This is a genomic window from Massilia sp. HP4, assembly GCF_005222695.1.
Taxonomy (GTDB): Bacteria; Pseudomonadota; Gammaproteobacteria; order Burkholderiales; family Burkholderiaceae_D; genus Telluria.
The window spans coordinates 80,951-104,300 of the sequence record NZ_STGG01000010.1 but is presented as its reverse complement, the minus strand read 5'-3'; the positions used below and the strand labels follow the sequence as shown (position 1 = coordinate 104,300).

The 23,350-nt window shown below is 63.3% G+C and carries 22 protein-coding genes; 17 read left to right on the top strand and 5 right to left on the bottom strand.

From position 1 onward, the window contains the following. The first annotated feature begins 3 nt into the window (after positions 1–3). The 9 genes from radA to phoR all read left to right on the top strand — a co-directional run bounded on the left by radA (position 4) and on the right by phoR (position 8,877). Positions 4–1,380, top strand: a complete 1,377-nt coding sequence (gene radA, locus E8M83_RS03130; protein ID WP_137171930.1) for a DNA repair protein RadA — start codon at positions 4–6, stop codon at positions 1,378–1,380. Positions 1,381–1,435: 55 nt separating this feature from the next. Beyond that, the gene (locus E8M83_RS03125) at positions 1,436–1,786 is read left to right on the top strand and encodes a PilZ domain-containing protein (protein WP_307721848.1); all 351 of its coding nucleotides are present in this window, start codon (positions 1,436–1,438) and stop codon (positions 1,784–1,786) included. Between the two features lie 482 nt (positions 1,787–2,268). Beyond that, positions 2,269–3,303, top strand: coding sequence for a phosphate ABC transporter substrate-binding protein PstS (pstS, locus tag E8M83_RS03120; RefSeq protein ID WP_137171928.1), 1,035 nt, complete (start codon positions 2,269–2,271; stop codon positions 3,301–3,303). Between the two features lie 120 nt (positions 3,304–3,423). Next, positions 3,424–4,425: a phosphate ABC transporter permease subunit PstC gene (gene pstC, locus E8M83_RS03115; RefSeq protein ID WP_170976685.1), complete on the top strand. Its 1,002-nt coding sequence runs from the start codon at positions 3,424–3,426 to the stop codon at positions 4,423–4,425. Then, positions 4,425–5,285: a phosphate ABC transporter permease PstA gene (pstA, locus tag E8M83_RS03110; protein WP_137171926.1), complete on the top strand. Its 861-nt coding sequence runs from the start codon at positions 4,425–4,427 to the stop codon at positions 5,283–5,285. Before pstC ends, pstA begins: the two co-directional genes overlap by 1 nt. 24 nt (positions 5,286–5,309) lie before the next feature. Further along, positions 5,310–6,110, top strand: coding sequence for a phosphate ABC transporter ATP-binding protein PstB (gene pstB / locus E8M83_RS03105; protein ID WP_137171925.1), 801 nt, complete (start codon positions 5,310–5,312; stop codon positions 6,108–6,110). 64 nt (positions 6,111–6,174) lie between these two features. Continuing rightward, positions 6,175–6,876, top strand: coding sequence for a phosphate signaling complex protein PhoU (gene phoU / locus E8M83_RS03100; RefSeq protein ID WP_137171924.1), 702 nt, complete (start codon positions 6,175–6,177; stop codon positions 6,874–6,876). A gap of 2 nt (positions 6,877–6,878) precedes the next feature. After that, entirely contained in the window at positions 6,879–7,565 is a 687-nt protein-coding gene (locus E8M83_RS03095) for a response regulator (protein WP_137171923.1), read from the top strand. A 19-nt stretch (positions 7,566–7,584) separates the two neighbouring features. Continuing rightward, a complete protein-coding gene (gene phoR / locus E8M83_RS03090) occupies positions 7,585–8,877 on the top strand; it encodes a phosphate regulon sensor histidine kinase PhoR (protein WP_137171922.1) in 1,293 nt (430 codons plus the stop codon). 465 nt (positions 8,878–9,342) lie between these two features. Here the strand turns inward: phoR and E8M83_RS03085 are convergent, their stop codons facing one another. The 4 genes from E8M83_RS03085 to E8M83_RS03070 are packed head-to-tail and all read right to left on the bottom strand — an operon-like array spanning position 9,343 to position 12,384. Further along, positions 9,343–9,690 carry a DUF3325 domain-containing protein gene (locus tag E8M83_RS03085; protein WP_137171921.1) on the bottom strand — a complete coding sequence of 116 codons (348 nt, stop codon included), beginning with the start codon at positions 9,688–9,690 and terminating at the stop codon, positions 9,343–9,345. Further along, the gene (locus E8M83_RS03080; protein ID WP_137171920.1) at positions 9,687–11,321 is read right to left on the bottom strand and encodes a PepSY domain-containing protein; all 1,635 of its coding nucleotides are present in this window, start codon (positions 11,319–11,321) and stop codon (positions 9,687–9,689) included. The genes E8M83_RS03085 and E8M83_RS03080 overlap by 4 nt, the downstream gene beginning before the upstream one ends. Continuing rightward, complete coding sequence (locus E8M83_RS03075) at positions 11,318–11,605, bottom strand: DUF3649 domain-containing protein (RefSeq protein ID WP_137171919.1); 288 nt, start codon at positions 11,603–11,605, stop codon at positions 11,318–11,320. The genes E8M83_RS03080 and E8M83_RS03075 overlap by 4 nt, the downstream gene beginning before the upstream one ends. 53 nt (positions 11,606–11,658) lie before the next feature. Continuing rightward, positions 11,659–12,384: a DUF4198 domain-containing protein gene (locus tag E8M83_RS03070; protein ID WP_137171918.1), complete on the bottom strand. Its 726-nt coding sequence runs from the start codon at positions 12,382–12,384 to the stop codon at positions 11,659–11,661. Between the two features lie 168 nt (positions 12,385–12,552). On the opposite strand from E8M83_RS03070, the gene E8M83_RS03065 reads away from it, so the two are divergent. From E8M83_RS03065 to E8M83_RS03035, 7 genes are all read left to right on the top strand, one after another. Beyond that, positions 12,553–14,787 (top strand): TonB-dependent siderophore receptor, encoded by a 2,235-nt coding sequence (locus E8M83_RS03065; RefSeq protein ID WP_137171917.1) that lies wholly within the window; start codon positions 12,553–12,555, stop codon positions 14,785–14,787. 98 nt (positions 14,788–14,885) lie between these two features. Continuing rightward, complete coding sequence (locus E8M83_RS03060; RefSeq protein ID WP_137171916.1) at positions 14,886–15,836, top strand: patatin-like phospholipase family protein; 951 nt, start codon at positions 14,886–14,888, stop codon at positions 15,834–15,836. Beyond that, positions 15,833–16,243 (top strand): heme-binding protein, encoded by a 411-nt coding sequence (locus tag E8M83_RS03055; RefSeq protein ID WP_137171915.1) that lies wholly within the window; start codon positions 15,833–15,835, stop codon positions 16,241–16,243. Before E8M83_RS03060 ends, E8M83_RS03055 begins: the two co-directional genes overlap by 4 nt. Before the next feature lie 300 nt (positions 16,244–16,543). Next, the gene (carA, locus tag E8M83_RS03050) at positions 16,544–17,707 is read left to right on the top strand and encodes a glutamine-hydrolyzing carbamoyl-phosphate synthase small subunit (RefSeq protein WP_137171914.1); all 1,164 of its coding nucleotides are present in this window, start codon (positions 16,544–16,546) and stop codon (positions 17,705–17,707) included. A 1-nt stretch (position 17,708) separates the two neighbouring features. Then, complete coding sequence (gene carB / locus E8M83_RS03045) at positions 17,709–20,939, top strand: carbamoyl-phosphate synthase large subunit (protein WP_137171913.1); 3,231 nt, start codon at positions 17,709–17,711, stop codon at positions 20,937–20,939. 126 nt (positions 20,940–21,065) lie between these two features. Then, positions 21,066–21,539: a transcription elongation factor GreA gene (gene greA / locus E8M83_RS03040; RefSeq protein WP_137171912.1), complete on the top strand. Its 474-nt coding sequence runs from the start codon at positions 21,066–21,068 to the stop codon at positions 21,537–21,539. Further along, on the top strand, positions 21,539–22,015 hold the full coding sequence (locus E8M83_RS03035) for a DUF4149 domain-containing protein (protein ID WP_137171911.1): 477 nt from the start codon (positions 21,539–21,541) through the stop codon (positions 22,013–22,015). The genes greA and E8M83_RS03035 overlap by 1 nt, the downstream gene beginning before the upstream one ends. A gap of 60 nt (positions 22,016–22,075) precedes the next feature. Here the strand turns inward: E8M83_RS03035 and yhbY are convergent, their stop codons facing one another. Beyond that, positions 22,076–22,546 (bottom strand): ribosome assembly RNA-binding protein YhbY, encoded by a 471-nt coding sequence (yhbY, locus tag E8M83_RS03030; protein WP_137171910.1) that lies wholly within the window; start codon positions 22,544–22,546, stop codon positions 22,076–22,078. A gap of 44 nt (positions 22,547–22,590) precedes the next feature. Between yhbY and E8M83_RS03025 the strand changes: the two genes are divergently transcribed. Then, positions 22,591–23,238 carry an RlmE family RNA methyltransferase gene (locus E8M83_RS03025; protein ID WP_137171909.1) on the top strand — a complete coding sequence of 216 codons (648 nt, stop codon included), beginning with the start codon at positions 22,591–22,593 and terminating at the stop codon, positions 23,236–23,238. The last annotated feature ends 112 nt before the right edge of the window (positions 23,239–23,350 follow it).

Here is a 23,350-nt window from a genome sequence, read left to right as displayed (position 1 = left end):
ACGATGGCAAAAGCAAAAACCAACTACACCTGCAGCGAGTGCGGCGCGATCGCCAACCGCTGGACCGGCCAGTGCGCCGATTGCAAGGCCTGGAACACGATGGTCGAGACCGTCGTCGATACGCCCGGCGTGAACCGCATGTCGCAGACCCCGCACCGCAGCCTGGCGCAGACCGCGCCGGTCTTGTCCCTGGCCGACATCGAGGCGATCGACGTGCCGCGCTTCGGCACCGGCATCGAGGAATTCGACCGTGTGCTGGGCGGCGGCCTGGTGGCCGGCGGCGTGGTCCTGATCGGCGGCGATCCCGGCATCGGCAAGTCGACCCTGCTGCTGCAGGCGCTGTCGAGCCTGTCCACGGTGCGCAGCACCTTGTATGTCAGTGGCGAGGAGTCCGGCGCCCAGATCGCGCTGCGCGCGCGGCGCCTGGCGGTGGACGCGAAAGACCTCAAATTGCAGGCCGAGATCCAGCTCGAGAAAATCCTCGGCACCATCGCCGACCTCAAGCCCGATGTGGTGGTGATCGATTCGATCCAGACCATGTACTCGGATGCACTGACGTCTGCCCCCGGCTCGGTGGCCCAGGTGCGCGAATGCGCGGCCCAGCTCACGCGCGTGGCCAAGCAGACCGGCGTCACCATCATCCTGGTCGGCCATGTCACCAAGGAGGGCGCGCTGGCCGGCCCGCGCGTGCTGGAACACATCGTCGACACCGTGCTGTATTTCGAAGGCGATACGCAATCGAGTTATCGCCTGGTGCGGGCCATCAAGAACCGCTTCGGCGCGGTGAACGAACTGGGCGTGTTCGCGATGACCGAGAAAGGCCTGAAAGGGGTGTCGAATCCGTCGGCGCTGTTCCTGTCGCAGCACGACAGCCAGGTGCCGGGCTCCTGCGTGATGGTGACCCAGGAGGGAACCAGGCCGTTGTTGGTCGAGATCCAGGCGCTGGTCGACACCAGCCACCTGCCCAATGCGCGCCGCCTGTCGGTCGGCCTCGAGCAGAATCGCCTGGCGATGCTGCTGGCGGTCTTGCACCGTCATGCCGGCATCGCGGCCTTCGACCAGGACGTGTTCATCAACGCCGTCGGCGGCGTCAAGATCACCGAGCCGGCGGCCGACCTGGCCGTCCTGTTGGCGATCAATTCGTCGATGCGCAACAAGCCGCTGCCGCGCGGCCTGGTGGTGTTCGGCGAGGTCGGCCTGGCTGGCGAGATCCGGCCGGCGCCGCGCGGCCAGGAGCGCTTGCGCGAAGCAGCCAAGCTGGGCTTTTCGCTGGCCGTGATCCCGAAATCGAATATGCCCAAGCAGGCGATCGAGGGCATGAAGATCATTGCGGTCGAACGCATCGACGAAGCATTCAACAAGCTGCGCGAGATCGACTGAAGCGGCAGGGCAAGTGGACCCTTGCCTGCCGGAATTGCAGGAAGCTTCTATAATTGTGTCTTGTTCACTGCATTCGGGTAAACACGTGTTTCAAGACCAACGGAAAACGCCGCGCAAGGTATACCGCAGCAAGGCCATGCTGGCCATCGACGGCCAAGCGCCGGTAATCGGCAAGACCAGCGACGTCGGCACCAATGGCGCCAGCGTCAGCGTCGCCGATCCGCTGGCGGTCGGGCAGGGCGGCCAGCTCGCCTTCGACTTGCTGGTGGAAGGCAGCTTCGTCACCATCAATACGCGGGTCAAGGTGTCGTATTGCATCTTCAGCAGCGGTGAGTTCAAGGTCGGCCTGCAGTTCCTGGGCCCTGAGCTGGCGGCGGTGACGGCGCTGGCGCGCTTCATGCGGTAATCGACGCGACGCTGTATGCGCCAAGCGGCGAGTGCCATGGGCCTCGCCGCTTGCTGTCTTGGCCCGCTGAGCGGGCTATTCGCTATTCGTGATAGCGGTCATGCAAACTGTCGGAACTTCCTCGTACCTCCTGGTAGATCTCGAACGCCACCAGGGCAGCAAGTCCGCTCAGGATTCCTATCACCATCAGATCTAGCATATCAAACCAAACGCCTCTCGGCATCCCCTCCATGTCATGACTACCTTCTCAGGGTAGCAGGCAATAGCGTATTTACAAGCGTGAACAATCGGAACATGACAATATTCGGCTGACGCCGATGTCCATCCGCGCGCCACGCCGCGAGCAGGGATGACATCCTTGCGCGCGTGTCATGTTCATGTCACATACGCCAAATATGTCATGAACCTGTCATATTCGCCCGTTAGACTGCGCCTCATCGTCAGCGGGACCGTCCCGTGGTGTCACTTCCAAAGGATCCGATATGCGCATGAAGCATTTCTTCGTTTCGATCGCCCTGGCCGCAACGGCGGTATCCGCCAGCGCCCAGAACGTCAACATCACCGGCGCCGGCGCGACCTTCCCGTACCCGATCTATGCCAAATGGGCCGAGCTGTACAAGGCGGCCTCGGGCGTTGGCCTGAACTACCAGTCGGTGGGTTCGGGCGCCGGCATCAAGCAGATCAAGGCCAAGACCGTCGACTTTGGCGCTTCCGACATGCCGCTGGCAGCGAATGAATTGAATGCCGCGGGCCTGTTCCAGTTCCCGGCCATCATGGGCGGCGTGGTGCCGATCGTGAACCTGGACGGCATCGCCCCGGGCCAGCTGAAACTGAGCGGCGCCCTGATCGCCGACATCTACATGGGCAAGATCACCAAGTGGAACGCGCCGCAGATCGCCGCGCTGAATCCGGGTGTCAAGCTGCCGGCCAACGACATCACCGTCATTCGCCGCGCCGACAGCTCGGGCACCTCGTTCCTGTGGACCGACTACCTGAGCAAGGTCAGCCCGACCTGGAAGTCGACCATCGGCGCCGGCACCACCGTCAAGTGGGCGGTCGGCGTGGGCGGCAAGGGCAACGAGGGCGTGGCCGCCAACGTGCAGCGCATCAAGGGCGGCATCGGCTACGTCGAGTGGGCCTATGCCAAGAAGAACAAGATGGCGCACACCCAGCTGCAAGGCGCCGACGGCACCTGGCTGCAACCTTCGGACGACGCCTTCAAGGCCGCCGCTGCCGGCGCCGACTGGAAAGGCACCCCGGGCTTCGCGGTGGTATTGACCAACCAGCCAGGCAAGGGCGCCTGGCCGGTCACCGGCGCCTCGTACATCCTGGTGCACAAGACCCAGGCCGCCGCCAAGGGCCAGCAAGTGCTGAAGTTCTTCGACTGGGCCTACAAGAACGGCGCACCTGCCGCCGCCGACCTCGACTACGTGCCGATGCCGGCCGAAGTCACCAAGCTGGTGCAGGATGCCTGGCGCGCCAATCTGAAGGATGCGGCCGGCAAGGCGCTGTGGTAATCCTCTTTTCCTGAACCCGGAAGGGCCGGTGCGACCGGTCTTTCCGCATGCCAGCGATATTGACAAAACGATATTAATAGCAAAGTCGACCACACCATGAGCGTCCATCCATCCGTGTCCATGAACGACCTGCCCGCCAAGACAGCGGCCCAGGCCGACACCTTCGAGACTCCCGCCCTGCGCAACACCATGCGCAACCAGCGCCTGCAGGATTTTTTCTTCCATAAAGTCACCTGGCTGTTCGCGGCCTCGGTGCTGCTCGTGCTGGTCGGGATCATCATCTCGCTGGCGATCGGCGCCGCGCCGGCTTTCAAGGAGTTCGGCGCCGGCTTCATCACCCGCGTCGAGTGGGATCCGGTGAACGACCAGTATGGCGCCATGATCGCGATCTGGGGCACGCTGGCGACCTCGATCATCGCGCTCGCCGTGGCGTTCCCGATCAGCTTCGGCATCGCCTTGTTCCTGACCGAGATATGCCCGACCTGGCTGCGCCGCCCGCTGGGCACCGCGGTAGAACTGCTGGCCGGCGTGCCGTCGATCATCTACGGCATGTGGGGCCTGTTCGTGTTCGCGCCGCTGTTCGCCGAATACGTGCAGCCGGCGCTGAAGGAAACCATCGGCCAGCTGCCGATTATCGGCGCCATCTTCCAGGGGCCGACCATGGGTATCGGCATCATGACGGCCGGCCTGATCCTGGCGATCATGATCATTCCATTCATCGCTTCGGTGATGCGCGACGTGTTCGAGATCGTGCCGACCGTGCTCAAGGAATCGGCCTACGGCCTCGGTTGCACCAGGTGGGAAGTGGTGCGCAAGGTGGTGCTGCCGTACACCCGCAACGGTGTGGTGGGCGGCGTGATGCTGGGCCTGGGTCGCGCGCTGGGCGAGACCATGGCGGTCACTTTCGTGATCGGGAATGCGCACTCGCTGTCGGCGTCGCTGTTCTCGCCGGGTAATTCGATATCGTCCACTCTGGCCAACGAGTTCGCCGAAGCAGCCACCGCGCTGCATTCGTCGTCGCTGTTTGCGCTGGCCCTGATCCTGTTCGGCATCACCTTCATCGTGCTGTCGGCCGCCAAGCTGATGCTGGTAAGTATGTCGCGTAACGAAGGCACCAAATAATGAATACCGCTGTCAAGAACCCCGTTTATCGCAAGCGCCTGCTGGCGCACCGCATCGGCATCACCCTGTCGGTGTGCGCCATGGGTATCGGCCTGGCCGTCCTGGCCTGGATCCTGTTCACCCTGCTGTACAACGGCCTGGGCGGCTTGAGCTCGACCCTGCTGACGGCTGATACGCCAGCCCCTGGCACCCCGGGAGGCGGCTTGCGCAATGCGATCGTCGGCAGCTTGATGATGGTCGGCTTGTCGACACTGGTCTCGACCCCGATCGGCATCCTGGCCGGCATCTATTTGGCAGAGTACGGCGAGAACAACAAGTTCGCACAAATCACGCGCTTCGTGACCGACATCATGCTGTCGGCGCCGTCGATCGTGATCGGCCTGTTCGTGTACGCGATTTACGTGGCCAATGTGCAGCACTTCTCGGGCTACGCGGGTTCCATCGCGCTGTCCCTGATCGCAGTTCCGGTGGTGGTGCGCACTACCGACAATATGCTGCGCCTGGTGCCGCCCAGCCTGCTCGAAGCGGCCTACGCCCTGGGCGCGCCGCACTGGAAAGTGGCGATCACGGTGCGCCTGCGCGCCGTCAAGGCCGGCGTCGTGACCGGCGTGCTGCTGGCCGTCGCGCGCGTCACCGGTGAAACCGCGCCGCTGCTGTTCACCGCGCTCAACAACCAGTTCTACAGCAGTGACATGAATGCGCCGCTGGCCAACCTGCCGGTGGTGATCTACACCTACGCCATGAGCCCGTATGACGACTGGCGCTCGCTGGCCTGGGCTGGCGCATTGCTGGTGACTGCGACCGTGCTGCTGCTGAACATCCTTTCGCGAACCCTGTTCAGCCAAAAAACTCCGCGTTAATCTACCCTGATAAAAGACAAAGTGATGAACCAAGCCATGCTCAATACGACTCCAGCTCCGGCCGCTGCCAAGGCCAAGACGATCGAAATCCAGGGCCTGAACTTTTATTACGGTAAAGCGCAGAGCCTGAAGGACGTGTCGCTCGACATCCACGCCAAGCAGGTGACGGCCTTCATCGGCCCGTCGGGCTGCGGCAAGTCGACCCTGCTGCGTACCCTGAACCGGATGTACGACCTGTACCCGGGCCAGCGCGCCGAGGGCTCGATCATGTACCGCGGCCGCAACATCCTGGAGCCTGGCGTCGACGTCAATATGCTGCGCGCCAAGGTCGGCATGGTGTTCCAGAAGCCGACCCCGTTCCCGATGTCGATCTACGACAATATCGCCTTCGGCGTGCGCCTGTACGAAAACCTCTCCAAGGGCGAGATGGACGAGCGCGTCGAATGGGCGCTGAAGAAGGCGGCGCTGTGGGAAGAAGCCAAGGATAAGCTGAACAAGAGCGGCCTGTCGCTGTCGGGCGGCCAGCAGCAGCGCCTGTGCATCGCGCGCGGCGTGGCGGTGAAACCGGACGTACTGCTGCTGGACGAGCCGACCTCGGCGCTGGACCCGATCTCGACCGCCAAGATCGAGGAACTGATCAGCGAGCTCAAGCAGGACTACACGATCACCATCGTGACCCACAATATGCAACAGGCCGCTCGTTGTTCGGATTACACTGCCTACATGTATCTTGGCGAGCTGGTCGAATTCGGCGAAACCGACCAGATCTTCATGAACCCGGCGCGCAAGGAAACGCAAGACTATATTACCGGCCGCTTCGGCTGATCGGTCCGGCTGCAACCATTTTGCCGGCCCCGCCGGCTTCACAAGAATATTTGACGGAGAAGTTATGACAGGCGAGCATTCATCCAAGCAGTACGACCAGGAACTCGAAGGTATCCGTTCCCAGGTCTTGCTGATGGGCGGCATGGTGGAAACCCAGTTCGAGGAAGCGCTCGAGTGCTTCCGCATCGGCGACATCCCGCGCGCCGAGCGCGTGATGGCCGAAGACCAGGCCGTCAACCAGCTCGAAGTCTCGCTCGACGACGCCTGCAGCCACCTGATCGTCAAGCGCCAGCCGACCGCGAACGACTTGCGCACCGTGATGGCTACCATCAAGGTGATCACCGACCTGGAGCGCATCGGCGACGAAGCGACCAAGATCGCGCGCACCGCGAAGCTGCTGCACGAACGCGGCACCACCGGTTTCGGTCACTACGACATGATCCGCACGATCGCCAAGGCGACCTCGGAACTGCTGCACGATTCGCTGGACGCCTTCGCGCGCCTGGACGGCAAGCAGGCCTTGCAGATCATCGCCGGCGACGAGGTGGTCGACCACGAGTTCCGCACCATCCTGCGCACCATGGTCACCTATATGATGGAAGATCCGCGCACGATCTCGTCGGCGCTGGACACCCTGTGGGTGGCGAAGGCGATCGAGCGCATCGGCGACCACGCGAAGAACATCGCCGAGTACGTGATCTACGTGGTCGAAGGACGCGATATCCGTCACAGCAAGGTTGTCCTCGACGACCAGCCGGCGGCTTGACGATGGCGGACAACACCTCCGTCCTGGTTGTCGAAGACGAGCCGGCGATCGTCGAGCTGGTGACCTATTCCCTGCGCGAAGCGGGGTGGGACATCCGCACCGCCGATACCACCGCCGGCGCCTGGGACAGCATCAGCCGGGGCAAGCCCGACCTGCTGCTGCTGGACTGGATGCTGCCCGACCAGAGCGGCCTGCGCCTCTTGTCGCGCCTGCGCGCCGACCGCGACTTCCAGGACCTGCCGGTCATCATGCTGACGGCAAAAAGCATGGAGGAAGACAAGCTGGCGGGCCTGAACAACGGCGCCGACGACTACATCACCAAGCCGTTCTCGCCGCGCGAATTGCTGGCGCGTTCGCGCGCGCTGCTGCGCCGCAAATCGCCGCACCTGGCCGAGGCGCCGCTGCGTGCCGGCACGGTGACGCTCGATCCGAACAGCTGCACCGTGACGGTCGAGAACCAGCAGATCGACATCGGCAATGCCGAGTACAAACTGCTGAAGTACCTGATGGCCCACCGCGAGCGCGTGTTCTCGCGCGCCCAGCTGCTCGACAAGGTGTGGGGCGACCACGCCGTGATCGAGGAACGCACGGTCGACGTGCACGTGCTGCGCCTGCGCAAGGCGCTGAAATCGGCCGATGGCCTGATCCGCACGGTGCGCAGCGTCGGCTACATGCTGTCCGAGAAATAACGCGGTGTCGAAGGGCGCGATGAATCCCAAGTTGCTGTTCTGGGTGCCGGCGCTGTTGCGCATGGCGCTGTTATTTGTGGTGGCCGGCGGCGTGTGGTGGTGGTTCGGCCCGGTGGCCGGGCTGACGCTGGCGCTGGCCGGCATGGCGGTCGCCGTGTTCACCCAACTGTCGTACCTGTACAAGCTGGGCGAGTGGCTGAACGAGCCCCACAGCACGCGCCTGCCGGATGGCTGGGGCGCCTGGACCGACGCCTTCGCCCGTCTATATCGCCTGCGGCGCGACGACGAGCGCCACCAGGCCGAACTGACCGAATGGCTGGCGCGCTTCCGCCAGGCGATGCACCTTCTGCCGGAAGGCGTGGCCATCATGGATGACGTACTGTTCCTGGAATGGTGCAATCCGGCGGTCGAGCGTCACCTGGGGCTGACGATGGAGCGCGACAAGGGGCTGCGCGTGACCAATCTGGTGCGGCATCCGGACTTCATCGACTACATCATCCTGGGGCGCTACGAGCAGCCGCTGACGCTGTCGTTCCGCGGCCGCAAGCTGGAGTGCCGCATCATCCCGTTCGAGAACCGGCGCCAGATCCTGGTGACGCACGACGCCACCGACACCGAGCGGATCGAAGCGATGCGGCGCGACTTCATCGCCAACGCCTCGCACGAATTGCGCACGCCGCTGACGGTGATCGTGGGCTTCCTGGAAATCGCGATGTCGGATCCCGGCATCGACGTCAGCACGCGCATGTCGCACCTGACCCTGATGACGGAGCAGGCACACCGGATGCAGCGGCTGATCCAGGACATGCTGACCCTGTCGCGGCTGGAGTCGGACGAATATCCGCTCAAGCGCGAGCGGGTGGATGTGCACAGCCTGATCGAGTCGATCGCGGCCGAGGCACGGGCGCTGTCCGGCGGCCGTCACACGATCGACGTGGTGGTGGACGGCCCCGACGTGATGGGCAGCATGGAAGAACTGCGCAGCGCCTTCGCCAACCTGGCCTCGAATGCGGTGCGTTACTCGCCGAACGGCGGCACGATCCGCCTGGCCTGGACCCGCGGCGCCGACGCCTTGAGTTTCGCGGTGACGGATTGCGGCATCGGCATCGACCCCGAACACATCCCGCGCCTGACCGAGCGTTTCTACCGCGTCGACAAGAGCCGTTCGCGCGAGACGCAGGGCACTGGCCTGGGCCTGGCGATCGTCAAGCACGTCCTGCTGCGCCACGGCGGCAAGCTGTCGATCACCTCGCAGTCCGGCAAAGGCAGCACCTTCGCCGCCTCCCTCCCCAACACCTCACTGCCCGCCTGATCCCCAAGCCAATGAGGGTCAGCGTCGAATTGTTTGACAACTTTGTGAAATACTGAGGTGCAGTATCCTTGAGCCACCTGACGCACAGTAGCTTGCTGGAAGGATAACTAGGGTCGGAGTCGAATTAACGGCAATTTTGAGAAATTTCCCAGTAAATCGACTCCGACCCTATCTAATTTTGACGCCGTTTCGACCTGCCTGGAAATTGCTCGGGATGCTGAGATGCACTAGCGAAAGAACGGTTGGCAAAACGTGTCCTCAATTAATTGAATTAGCATTTTTTGTTGCAAAACCCATGAGGGTCGGAGTCGAATTGTCGAGCAACTCTAAAAGTTGTCAAACAATTCGACTCCGACCCTAATTGTCTTTTTGGAAAACTTTGGCCGGGGTAATGGTGGTCAGGGGAGGCGCGTGAGCGGAGATGGGAAATTGCTCAACAATTCTACTCTGACCCTCATTGATGGGTTAGCGGAGGAGGAGGGCGGTGGTGATCACGGCGGCGGGGATGCCGATCCAGGCGCCTTGCATCACCTTGCGCGGATGGTATTGCAGCAGCAGGGTGACGCTCCAGGCGGCTAATGACAGGACGCCGCACCACAGCACCGGGCCGATGTGCCAGCCGCTGGCGCCGATGCAGGCCATGAACGACAGCGCCAGGCCGATCCAGCCCAGGGTCCGCAGCCGCATCCGGACGGCAGGGGAGGCTTCCTTGCCGCGGCCGTGGATGTCGGCGTGGTGGCGGTCCATCGTGATGCTGGTCGCGGCGAAGCCGCTGAAGGCGAGGGCCAGGCCGCTCAGGAACAAGAGGGTCATGCTGCCTCCAGGGGCGTGGTTGATGCGGGATTCGACGGGTGCCTGGCGGCAGCCTGTTGCTTTGCCTTGCGGCCCAGCCACCAGGCGGCCCAGCCGAGCAGCAAGCCTAGCAGCATGACGACGATGTCGAAGGCAGCCACCGGACGCAGGCCCGGCCCGCCGAACAGCGTCACGCCCAGGTGCGTGTCGGTCGTGATCGCGTTCAGCACCGGAATCCCGGCCAGCATCGCCGCGCCCACCGTCAGCTGGAAGCGCCACATGGCGCGCGTCGGACGGATCTGCGCCAGCAGCGCGGCCAGGCCCCAGGCGATGAAGAAGACATTGGCCTCGGCATTGCTGCGCTCGGCCAGCTCCACCGGCAGCAGGCGGTTGGCCCAGAAATAGGCCGCGAAGGCGATCGGCAGGCCGGCGATGGCGCCGATGTTCAGGGCGTCGACCAGGCGTACGCCAAAGCCGACCTTGCCACCTTGCGCGATGACCTTGGCGTACTTCTGGCGCTCCTTCACGCCCCACAGCAGCGCACCGGTGGCCACCATCGCGGTGCCGGCCAGGCCGCACACGAAGAACAGCGCGCGCAGCAGCGAGTCGGCGAAATCGGCCACGTGCAGGCCGTAAATCGCGGCGCGCGCATCCAGGGCCGTGCTCATCGGCTTGGCTTCGGACAGCAGTGCACCGCTGGCGCCGTCGAAGGTCATCGAGGGCTCGATGTTCGACAACTGCTGGCCCGAGGGACGATGCAGCTGGACCCTGGCATTGGCGTCGTTCGGGTTGATGACCACCACCCGGCTCGGCGCCTGGCCCCACGCGCGCTCGGCATGCTGCAGCATCGGCGCGATGTCGGCCAGTAGCGCCAGCTGCCTGGCCGGCTTGACCCGCTCGGCATTCGGGAACACTTCCGCGAACATGGTGTTCTGTTCGGCGCCGTACAGCGTCTTGGTGGGCGCGGGCATGTACATGAACATCAGGGTCACCAGGCCGGTATAGGTGATCATCAGGTGGAATGGCAGCGCCAGCACCGCGGTGGCGTTGTGCGCGTCCAGCCATGAGCGCTGGCCCTTCCTGGGCCGGAAGGTAAAGAAATCCTTGAAGATGCGCTTGTGCGTGATCACGCCGCTGACGATTGCGACCAGCATGAACATCGAGGCGATGCCCACGATCCAGCGCCCCCAGATCGCCGACATGTAGTACAGGTCGAAGTGCAGGCGGTACAGGAACTCGCCGCCGCGGGTGTCGCGCGCCGCGGCGGTCTTCTCGCCGGTCATCGGATCGAGCGTGAAATTCTGGGTGCGGAAGGCGGCGCGCCGCTCTTCGCGCGTCATGCCTTTCCTGGGTGGATTGGTCCAGCTGGCGTAGATCAGCGGATTGCGCTCGTGCGGCAGGCTGAGGAACCAGGCGTTGGCCGTTGGCGCGCGCTGCTGCAGCTCGCGCACCGCCAGCGTGGCCGATTCTGCGGGCGTGACCCGCGATGGCGCATCGGCCGCCTTGTGCAGCTCGGGCTTCATCCAGAACGTGATCTCGTGCTTGTAATAGGCGGCGGTGCCGCCCATGAATACCAGCAGCAGCAGCCAGCACACTAGCAGGCCGGACCAGGTGTGCACCCAGGCCATCGATTGGCGCAAGCCTTCTTTCATGCCATCCTCCCGGCGATCCACAATGCAGCGCCCAGCACGGCGCTGGCTGCCACGACCCCGGTCCAGGCGCGCAGCGCGCTGGTGGTGGCGAACACCCACAGGATCACGCAGGTGTAGACGACGAAGGAGAGCAGGGTGGCGATGGAGACAGCGTCCGCGCGCGGCAGCGGCAGGGCAATGGCGATCAGGGAGCTGGCGATCGAGGTCAGCACATAGCCGCCGGCGATTGCCGCGACCGTACGCGCGACCACGCCGCCGCGGTAGCGCCAGGTTATGGATGTCATGGAGGTAGTCATGGGCTGCGAGGCCTTTTAAGGAAGCGGGTGGCGGACCGGGATCAATGCTCGGCGCCCGGCGCCAGCGCCGGGCCCGCGGCAAGGGCGGCAATGCCCTTGGGCTGCACCACGGTCAGCGACGACGTATGGCTGGCGCTCGCGTACTGCACGCCGGCGCGCTCGCCGCCGGTCTGGTCGGTATGGGCCGTCTCGAGCACATTCGTCCCTTTCCATGGCAGGTCGAACCTGACCGCGCCGTTGGCGTCGGCCACCGCCTCTTTCGACCAGCCGCTTGGCACGGTGATCGCCACCTTCGCCTTGGGCAGCGGCTGGCCCTTGTAGAACACCTTGAATTCGCCGGCCGTGCCGGTCGGGACGATGTCCAGCGCCAGCTTTGGCTGCTGCGCAGCGAAGCTGGTCGCCAGGCGCGCCGCCGGGATCCAGATGTGCTGGCGGGTTGTGCCGTCCTTGGTGGTCTCCCAGCCCGGATAGGCATTGTCTTGAGCCACGATCGCATCGCCCGCTGCCATGCTGGCGCCGCCGACCACGTAGCCCTTGGCGGTTTTCTCGAGCTTGAGCTCGGTCTCGCCCGATGCCTTGAGCAGGGTCGCGCGCGGCGCCACGAACTTGTCCAGCAGGCCGGGCGTGGTCTCGCGCTGGTTGAGGCCGAACTCGCCGAACTGCAGTGTAACGGTCTTGCCGTCCTGCTCCAGCCAGACGTGGTGGGCCTGGGCCGCGGGTGCAAGCGCAGCAAGGGCGACGAGGGAAGCGAGCAGCGATTTATTCATGGTCTTCATTCTCTTTATTAGGATTGTCCAGTGCGTCGATGCTAGTACTTGCACAAAATAAAGCATGTCTCTTTTGGTAGAGGCGGCAAATATGTGCATTGCGTCAACATCTGAACAAGAATTATAATGCGAATCATTCTCATTTCAAAACAATTTCAAGGAGTTATCATGTTGCGCCCAGTGCCCTCCGTTGTATCGAACCCAACGCCTGTTGCGCGCCTTGCGCGCCAGGCCGCCGCACTGTGCGCAAGCGCCGCCTTGCTGTCGCCGCTGGCCGCCATGGCCTCCGCCGATGCCGCCCCGGCCGCTCCCGACGACGTGTCGGCGGATGCGATCCCGACCGTCAACGTCACCGGCAAGTACGACGCCACGACCGAGAAAACGAAGTCCTTCACTACCCGGTCCTCGACCCTGTTCAAGGGCGAGATGGATATCCGCGACACGCCGCAACCGGTCACCGTCATCACCAGCCAGTACATGGAAGAGCGCAATATGCTCGACCTCACCGATGTGCTCAACAATACCGCGGGCATCACGATCGACTACACCGACAGCGAGCGCATCAATTACAACTCGCGCGGCTTTTCGATCGACTCGATGCAGCTCGATGGCCTGAACTACAACCAATCCGGCTCGACTTTCATCCAGCCCGACACGGCCATCCTCGACCGGGTCGAATTGCTGCGCGGGGCGGCAGGCATGCTGCGCGGCTCGGGCAACCCGTCGGCCACCGTGAACATGGCACGTAAACTCCCGACGCGCGCGTTCCAGGCGTCGGGCGGCCTGACGGTCGGCTCGTGGGATCGCCGCCGGGTCGAGGTCGATGTGTCGAGCCCGCTCAATGCGAGCGGCTCGGTGCGTGGCCGGGTGGTGGCGGTCAAGGACAAGAAAGACCTGTTCCAGGATGGGCGCGAAGAAGACCGCGAAGTGCTGTATGGCGTGGTCCAGGCCGACCTGACGCCGCGCACCACGGTCAGCGCCTGGCTGCAGCGCACCGACCTCGACGCCACCGGCGCCTGGGGCGGCATCCCGGGCAACTTCGACGGATCTTCGTTGAACATGCCGATCGATACCTTCCTGGGCGCCAGCTGGAACCGCTGGAACCGCTACAACGACCAGGCCCAGATCGGCATCGAGCACCGCTTCGACAATGGCTGGAATGTGCGCGCGAGTGCCGGCTATCTCGGGATGCGCATCAAGACCAATGGCTTCAAGCAAAGCTACATCACGCGCACCAGCACCACGAATCCCTATCTGATGGACATCACGACGTCGCAGTACACCGGCGACGATGTCCGCCAGCAGGCAATGAGCATCGTCGCCGACGGTCCGCTGACCCTGTTCGGACGCAAGCATACGCTGGTGGTCGGCGCCGAACGCACCTACTACCGGGCGATCGGCACCTATGGCGTGGGCAATCTGTTCAAGGAAACCATCGACATCCGCAATTTCGATCCATACGCTACTTACCGTGAGCGCGAGGTGACGACGATGCCGGCCGGCGGCATGCCGCCGAACGTGAACATCAATAATGGCGTCTTCGCGACGGCGCGCTTGTCGCTGGCCGACCCGCTGGCCCTCCTGGTCGGCGCCCGCCTGAGCTGGTACGAAAACGAGAACCGCGCCAATGGCAGCGGCTTCAAGGTAACCCGCGAAGCCACGCCGTACCTGGGCATCGTGTATGACGTGACGAACGAGATCAGCGCCTACGCCAGCTATACCGAGATTTTCTTGCCGCAGAGCGGGCGTGGGGCCGACGGCAATGTGTTCAAGCCCGTGACCGGCGAAGACATCGAAGTCGGCCTGAAAGGGGAGTTCTTCGGTGGCCGCCTCAACGCATCGGCCGGCCTGTTCCAGATCGAAAACATCGGCCGCCCAATCGACGACGTTTCGTCGCCCAATCCCTGCCCACCAGTCTACCCGGCCGGCTACTGCCGCATCGCCGGCGGCAAGCAGCGCAGCGAAGGCCTGGAAGCCGAGGTGTCTGGCGAGATATTGCCTGGCTGGCAGTTGATGGCGGGCTACACTAATACCCGCACCAAGTTCGTGCGGGACACGGCCGCCAATACCGGCCAGCCATTGCGCAGCATCGATCCGAAACACGAGCTGAACCTGTTTACCAGCTACAGCCTCAACCGTTCCGGCCCAGGCTGGACCATTGGCGGCGGCGTGAACGTCCAAAGCGATTCGTATGTGCGCGGCGGCGGCCTGACCGCGACCCAGGGCGGCTACAGTGTCGCCAATGCGATGGTTGCCTATCGCTTTACCGACAAGCTGTCGCTGCAAGCGAACGTCAATAATCTGTTCGACAAGGTCTACTACAAGAAGTTCGGTCCGACCGGCCTGGCCTGGTATTACGGCGATCCACGCAATGTCTCGGTGACCCTGCGCGGCAGTCTGTAAGCCCATTGACCGGTCCGCCATCGAGGCGGACCGGGCTCTTGCTGTCGGCGAGAACAAGCCGGGGTACAATCCCTGCCTTGTTCTTTTCGGCACAATCCATGCTCTCTCGTCGTACCTCCCTCGCGGCCTGCGCCGCACTGCTGCTGGCCGCCTGCGGCAGCACGCCGGTCCAGGCGCCGGCCCCGGCCGCTCCCGCCGTCGCCCCGGCCGCCGCCCCCTTACCGCCCAAGAAAATCCGCATCGGCCTGGCCCTCGGCGGCGGCGCCGCGCGCGGCTTCGCCCATATCGGCGTGATCAAGGCGCTCGAGGCCCAGGGCATCTATCCGGAGATCGTGGTCGGCACCAGCGCCGGCTCGGTGGTCGGTTCGCTGTATGCATCGGGCCTGAACGGCTTCGCCCTGCAAAAGACGGCGTTGGCCATGGACGAGGCGACCATCTCGGACTGGGCCTTGCCGTGGCTGGGCAAATCCAGCGGCCTGCTCAAGGGCGAGGCGCTGCAGAACTATGTCAACAAGGCGGTCGGCAATGTGCCGATGGAAAAGCTGAAGCTGCGCTTCGGCGCAGTGGCCACCGACCTCAAGACCGGCCAGCCGATCCTGTTCAACCGCGGCAATACCGGGATGGCGGTGCGCGCCTCCTCAAGCGTGCCGAGCGTGTTCCAGCCGGTCCGGATCGGCAACAAGGAATACGTCGACGGCGGCCTGGTGGCGCCGGTGCCGGTGCGCTTTGTGCGCGAGATGGGCGCCGATTTCATTATTGCGGTCAATATCTCCAGCGCGACGGAAGGCGCGGCCACGGCCAGCTCGCTCGACGTGCTGATGCAGACCTTCAGCATCATGGGCCAACGCCTGAACCATTTCGAACTGAAGGATGCCGACATCGTCGTCACGCCGGCGCTCGGCAATATGGGATCGAGCGATTTCGGCGGCCGCAATCTCGCCATCCTGGCCGGCGAGCAGGCCGCGGCTGCGGTCATGCCGCAAATCAAGGCCAAACTGAAGCTCAAGCAGCAAGCCTCACCACAGGCACCAACCCAAGGAAAACCATGAACACCAAACCGTACCTGACCCTGCTTGATGCGAAAAAGATCGGCGCTGCCGCTGAAGCCGAGGCCGTTCAAAACGGCTGGGCCGTGTCGATCGCGATCGTCGACGATGGCGGCCACCTGCTGTGGCAGCAGCGCCTGGACGGCGCGCCGCCGGTGTCGTCGTACATCGCCCCGGCCAAGGCGAATACCGCCGCCCTCGGCCGCCGCGAATCGAAGATCTATGAGGACGTGATCAATAACGGCCGCATGTCCTTCCTGAGTGCGCCGAAGCTCGAAGGCATGCTCGAGGGTGGCGTGCCGGTGATCGTCGATGGCCATGTCATCGGCGCCGTCGGCGTCTCGGGCGTCAAGTCGGAACAGGATGTGCAGATCGCCCGCGCGGGCATCGCCGCCCTGGGTGCTGCCTGATTCAAGGCGGTGCGCGGGTGCCATGTTGCACCCGCAATATAAGTTTCAGCAGGGCAGGGATGGCGGCATGGCGTGTCATCTTCGGACAATTTGGTAGCCGGTATGTGGTAGCGCCGCATTGCCGAATGCCAGACTACGCGCTATAATTCGGAAGTTTATCTAATTCAAACTTAGCCGTAGCGCATACCCACCATCCCTCATTCAACATGACCTCCAACACCGGGCGGACTTACCACGCCCAGGACAGTTGGATGTCGGTCTGACGTGGCGAAGCTACGGCAACTTTTTCGGGAGTTGCCCTTGCCGCCATTTTTTTCTGGCCCCTCCGTTCCAGCCATCCTGGCACTTGCTGACGGGACCATTTTCAAAGGATATTCCATCGGTGCCGTCGGTCATACGACGGGCGAAGTGGTGTTCAACACCGCGATCACCGGCTACCAGGAAATCCTCACCGATCCGAGCTATTCGCGCCAGATCGTTACCCTGACCTATCCGCACATCGGCAACTACGGCGTCAACAGCGCCGACGTCGAAGCGGGCAAGGTACACGCCGCCGGCCTCATCATCCGTGATTTGCCGCTGCTGGCCTCGAACTTCCGGTCGACCCAGTCGCTGGGCGACTACCTCAAGCAAGAGAACGTGGTTGCCATCGCCGGCATCGACACCCGCAAGCTCACCCGCATCCTGCGCGAAAAAGGCGCCCAGGCCGGCGCGATCCTCACCGCCGCGCAAGGGGCCGAGCCATCGCCAGCCCAGGCGCTGGAACTGGCGCGCTCGTTCCCGGGCCTGGCGGGCATGGACCTGGCGAAGGTCGTGTCGGTAACCGAGCCGTACGAGTTCACCGAGACCGAGTGGAAGCTGGGCGAAGGCTTCGGCAAGCAAACCGATCCTAAATACCACGTGGTCGCTTTCGACTACGGCGTCAAGCGCAATATCTTGCGCATGCTGGCCGAACGCGGCTGCAAGGTGACGGTGCTGCCGGCGCAATCGACCGCCGCCGATGCCCTGGCCTTGAACCCTGACGGTATCTTCCTGGCCAACGGCCCGGGCGATCCGGAACCGTGCGACTACGCAATCCGCGCATCGCGCGAGCTGATCGAGAAGGGCATTCCGACCTTCGGCATCTGCCTCGGCCACCAGATCATGGCGCTGGCATCCGGCGCCAAGACCATGAAGATGAAGTTCGGCCACCACGGCGCCAACCACCCCGTGCAGGACCTCGACAGCAAGAAGGTCTTGATCACCTCGCAGAACCACGGCTTCGCGGTCGACCCGGATACCTTGCCGGACAACTGCCGCGTGACCCACGTCTCGCTGTTCGACGGTTCGCTGCAGGGCTTCGCCCGCACGGACAAACCGGCGTTTTGCTTCCAGGGCCACCCGGAAGCCTCGCCCGGTCCGACCGACGTCGCCTACCTGTTTGACCGCTTCATCGGCCTGATGCAAGCAGCGGAGAAAAAATAATATGCCAAAACGTAGTGATATTAAAAGCATCCTGATCATCGGCGCCGGCCCGATCGTCATCGGCCAGGCAGTCGAATTCGACTACTCCGGCGCCCAGGCCTGCAAGGCCCTGCGTGAAGAAGGCTACAAGGTCATCCTGGTCAACTCGAACCCGGCGACCATCATGACAGACCCGGAAACGGCGGACGTGACCTATATCGAGCCGATCACCTGGAAGGTCGTCGAGCGCATCATCGACAAGGAGCGTCCCGACGCGATCCTGCCGACCATGGGCGGCCAGACCGCGCTGAACTGCGCGCTCGACCTGCACCGCCACGGCGTGCTGGACAAATACAAGGTCGAGCTGATCGGCGCGACCCCGGAAGCGATCGACAAGGCCGAGGACCGCTCCAAGTTCAAGGACGCGATGACCAAGATCGGCCTGGGTTCGGCGCGTTCGGGTGTGGCCCATTCGATGGACGAAGCCTGGAGCGTGCAGCGCGAGCTGGGCTTCCCGACCATCATCCGTCCCTCGTTCACCATGGGCGGCAGCGGTGGCGGCATCGCCTACAACGAAGAAGAGTTCGAGGCGATCTGCAAGCGCGGCCTGGAAGCATCGCCGACCAATGAGCTGTTGATCGAAGAGTCGCTGCTGGGCTGGAAAGAGTACGAGATGGAAGTCGTTCGGGACAAGAACGACAACTGCATCATCATCTGCTCGATCGAGAACCTGGATCCGATGGGCGTGCACACCGGCGACTCGATCACCGTGGCGCCGGCGCAGACGCTGACCGACAAGGAGTACCAGATCATGCGTAACGCGTCGATCGACGTGCTGCGCGAAATCGGCGTCGACACCGGCGGCTCGAACGTGCAGTTCTCGATCAATCCGAAAGACGGCCGCATGATCGTCATCGAGATGAACCCGCGCGTGTCGCGTTCGTCGGCGTTGGCCTCGAAAGCGACCGGCTTCCCGATCGCGAAAGTAGCGGCCAAGCTGGCGGTTGGTTTCACGCTCGACGAGCTGCGCAACGAGATCACCGGCGGCGCGACCCCGGCCTCGTTCGAGCCGTCGATCGACTACGTCGTCACCAAGATCCCGCGCTTCACGTTCGAGAAATTCCCGACCGCCGACAAGCACCTGACCACCCAGATGAAATCGGTCGGCGAAGTCATGGCGATGGGCCGCACCTTCCAGGAATCGTTCCAGAAAGCCCTGCGCGGCCTGGAAGTCGGCGTCGACGGCCTGAACGAAAAGACCCGCGACCGCGAAAAGATCGAGGAAGAGCTGGGCGAGCCTGGCCCGGACCGCATCTGGTATGTGGGCGACGCCTTCGCCCAGGGCTTCACGCTGGAAGAGGTGCACAACCTGACCAAGATCGATCCGTGGTTCCTGGTGCAGATCAAGGAGATCGTCGACATCGAGCTGTGGCTCGAGAAGCAGACCCTCGAGTCGCTGGACAAGGCCACGCTCTACAAATTGAAGCAGAAGGGCTTCGCCGACCGCCGCCTGGCCTTCCTGCTGAAGGTCGAACCGGCAGCCGTGCGCGCACGCCGCCATGAACTGGAGATCCGTCCGGTCTACAAGCGCGTCGACACCTGCGCCGCCGAGTTCGCGACCAATACCGCGTATATGTACTCGACGTACGACGAAGAGTGCGAATCGAATCCGACCGACAAGAAGAAGATCATGGTGCTGGGCGGTGGCCCGAACCGTATCGGCCAGGGCATCGAGTTCGACTACTGCTGCGTGCACGCCGCCCTCGCGATGCGCGAAGACGGCTACGAGACCATCATGGTCAACTGCAACCCCGAGACCGTGTCGACCGACTACGATACCTCGGACCGCCTGTACTTCGAATCGCTGACCCTGGAAGACGTGCTCGAGATCGTCGAACTGGAAAAGCCGGTCGGCGTGATCGTGCAGTACGGCGGCCAGACCCCGTTGAAGCTCGCGCTGGACCTGGAAGCCAATGGCGTGCCGATCATCGGCACCTCGCCGGACATGATCGACGCCGCCGAAGACCGCGAGCGTTTCCAGCAGCTGCTGCAAAAGCTGGATCTGCGCCAGCCGCCGAACCGCACCGCGCGCACCGAAGCCGATGCCCTGGCGCTGGCCGAGGAAATCGGCTACCCGCTGGTGGTACGTCCATCGTACGTGCTGGGCGGGCGCGCGATGGAAATCGTGCACGAGCAGCGCGACCTGGAGCGCTATATGCGCGAAGCGGTCAAGGTCTCGCACGATTCTCCGGTGCTGCTCGACCGCTTCCTGAACGACGCGATCGAAGTCGACGTCGACTGCATCTCGGATGGACAAGCCACCTTCATCGGCGGCGTGATGGAACACATCGAACAGGCCGGCGTGCACTCGGGCGACTCGGCCTGCTCGCTGCCGCCATACTCGCTGTCGCAGGCGACCATCGATGAACTCAAGCGCCAGACCTCGCTGATGGCCAAGGCCCTGAACGTGGTCGGCCTGATGAACGTGCAGTTCGCAATCAAGCAGTCCGAGGAAAACGGCCAAACGGTTGATACTGTCTATGTGCTGGAAGTGAACCCGCGTGCCTCGCGTACCGTGCCGTTCGTGTCGAAGGCGACCGGCCTGCAACTTGCAAAGATAGCGGCGCGCTGCATGGTCGGCCAGACCCTCGAGCAGCAGGGCATCACGAAAGAGGTGATCCCGCCGTTCTACAGTGTGAAAGAAGTCGTGTTCCCGTTCGTGAAGTTCCCTGGCGTCGATACCATCCTCGGACCAGAGATGAAATCGACCGGCGAAGTGATGGGCGTGGGCACCACCTTCGGCGAAGCGTTCGTCAAGTCGCAGCTGGCGGCCGGCATCAAGCTGCCGAAGTCGGGCACCGTGTTCCTGTCGGTGAAGTCGTCCGACAAGCCGCGTACTGTCGCCGTGGCGCGCGACCTGGTGGCGCTGGGCTTCGACCTGGTGGCGACCAAGGGCACCGCGGCCGTGATCTCGGCTGCCGGCATCCCGGTGCGCTCGGTGAACAAGGTGCTGGAAGGCCGTCCGCACGTGGTCGACATGATCAAGAACCGCGAGATCGTCATGGTCGTCAACACGGTCGAGGAAAAGCGCAGCGCGATCAACGATTCGCGCGCGATCCGTACCTCGGCGCTGGCGGCGCACGTGGTGACCTACACCACGATCTTCGGCGCCGAGGCGGCGATCGAGGGCATGCGTCACATCGACGAACTGCGCGTGTACGATTTACAAGGCCTGCATAAAACCTTACACTAAGCAGACGCAGTACCCGTAGTACAGTAAAAACCACAGAGCTCGCGCGGCCTTGGCGCCGCGTGCCTCTGTGGTTTTCGCTTTGAGACGCTACGGCTACACCCGTAAAAACACCATTTGCAGAGAACCATGAACACTCCACTGACCAAATACGGCGCAGAACTCCTGAAAGAAGAGCTGCACCAGCTCAAGACCAAGGAGCGCCGCATCGTGATCGACGCGATCGCCGAGGCGCGTTCGCATGGCGACCTGTCCGAAAACGCAGAGTACGATGCCGCCAAGGAGCGCCAGGCCTTCGTCGAAGGCCGCATCGCCGAGCTCGAAGGCAAGCTCTCCACTGCCCAGGTTATCGATCCATCCACCCTCGACGCCGAAGGCCGCGTGGTGTTTGGCGCCACCGTCGACCTCGAAGACCTGGAATCGGGCCAGAAGGTCACCTACCAGATCGTCGGCCTCGATGAAGCCGACCTTAAACTGAACAAGGTCTCGGTGACCTCGCCGATCGCGCGCGCGCTGATCGGTAAATTCGCCGAAGACGTGGTTGAAGTGCAGGCTCCGTCGGGTCCGCGCGAATACGAAATCCTCGAAGTCCGTTACGTCTGATGGAGAGCGCGGCAGCTGGCGGCATGGGGGCCGGGCGCTTGCCTGCGGCGCGGCTGCTGGTGGCTGCGCTGTGGGCCGGCACCCTGTGGGCGCTCGGTTATATCGCGGCGCCGGCGGCGTTCGGCGTCCTGGGCAGCGTGCAGGCCGGCGACCTGGTGGCAGTGCTGCTGACGCGCCAGGCATGGTTGTCGATTGCCTGTGCTGTCGTGCTGCTGGTGCTGTTGAGGGTGTCGACCGACCTGGCGCCGCCGCGGCGGCGTTTTCTCAAGCTGCTGGTGCTGGCGATGCTCGCTTGTACGCTGGTGATCTTTGTCGGCCTGCAGCCGGCGATGGCGCAGTTGCGCGAGCTGGCGGGGCCGGGCGGGGTGAGGGCGTCGGAATACTGGACGCAGTTCGCCGTGATGCACGGCGTGTCGCAGCTGTTCTATCTGGTGGAGAGCCTGCTGGGGGCTTGGCTGATCGTTCGGCTGCGTTGAGCGTGACGAATATACCGGCGTAAAAAAACCGGGTTGCCCCGGTTTTTTTGTTCACTTAGTTCACTTATTCAGCGAATTTTTCTTGGAACTGGTCTGACGCGGCTTGGCGCGCTTGATGTTGCCGCCGGCGGTGACGCGCTCGTTCCCCTTCAACATGACCTTGGTGACGCTCGGCTTCTTGGTGCCGCTGGCGCTGGCCTTGACGATGGTGACTTCGCGCATGCCCGGACCAGATTTGCCGCTGCGTTCCTTGACCGCTTCTTTCTTGGGGCGGTACAGGACCAGCAGCTTGCCGATGTGCTGGACTTGCGCCGCATCGAGGTCGGTGGCGATCTGGTCGTACATGGCAACGCGCGCTTCGCGGTCGTCGCCGAACACGCGCACCTTGATCAGGCCGTGTGCGTCGAGGCTGGCCGCGATTTCCTTGACCACGTTTTCGGTAAGTCCGGCTTCGCCGATCATGACGACTGGATTGAGCCCGTGGGCTTCTGCGCGCAGGGCGCTGCGCTCGGCCGGTGTAAGTTTGATCATAACAATTTTTTTTGATGTACCTATAAAAGCAGTATTCTACGCGAATGGCCAAGAACAAATTAAACAAAAACTGGTTGCACGACCACATTAACGACCCGTACGTCAAACTTGCACAGAAAGAGGGTTATCGCGCTCGCGCTGCCTACAAGCTCAAGGAAATCGACGAAGCGGAAAAGCTCATCAAGTCTGGCCAGACGATTGTCGACCTCGGTTGTACGCCAGGCAGCTGGGCCCAGTACACCCGGCGCAAGCTGGCGGGCAAGGATGGCGGCGGCATCAACGGCACCATCATCGGCCTGGACATCCTGCCGATGGAGCCTGTCGCAGATGTGCAAACCATCCAGGGCGACTTCCGCGAAGAAGAGGTCTTGTCCCAGCTCGACGACCTGCTGTCCGGCCGCAAGGTCGATGTCGTGCTGTCTGATATGGCGCCCAATTTGTCCGGCATCAGCCATGCCGATGCGGCGCGCATGGAACATCTGATCGATCTGGCGATCGAATTTTCACAAGTTCACCTGAAGCCCGAGGGCGCTCTGCTGGTAAAGTGTTTTAAAGACATGGGTTTCACCCAGATCCTGGAGAAATTCCGGACCGAATTCAAAACGGTGAAACAGGTCAAGCCGAAAGCAAGCCGCGATAAGTCGTCCGAGATTTTCCTGTTGGGCCGGGGCCTGAAGAATCCGGCTGCTTAAAACTTGCAATCCGGGGAGAATTGCCCCTTGAAATCCCCGTGCGCGGCCATACATCAGCCGCGTGATCCTTCAGATGCTGCGTGCATAGCGTGCATGCTGTCTGTCTGTAGGA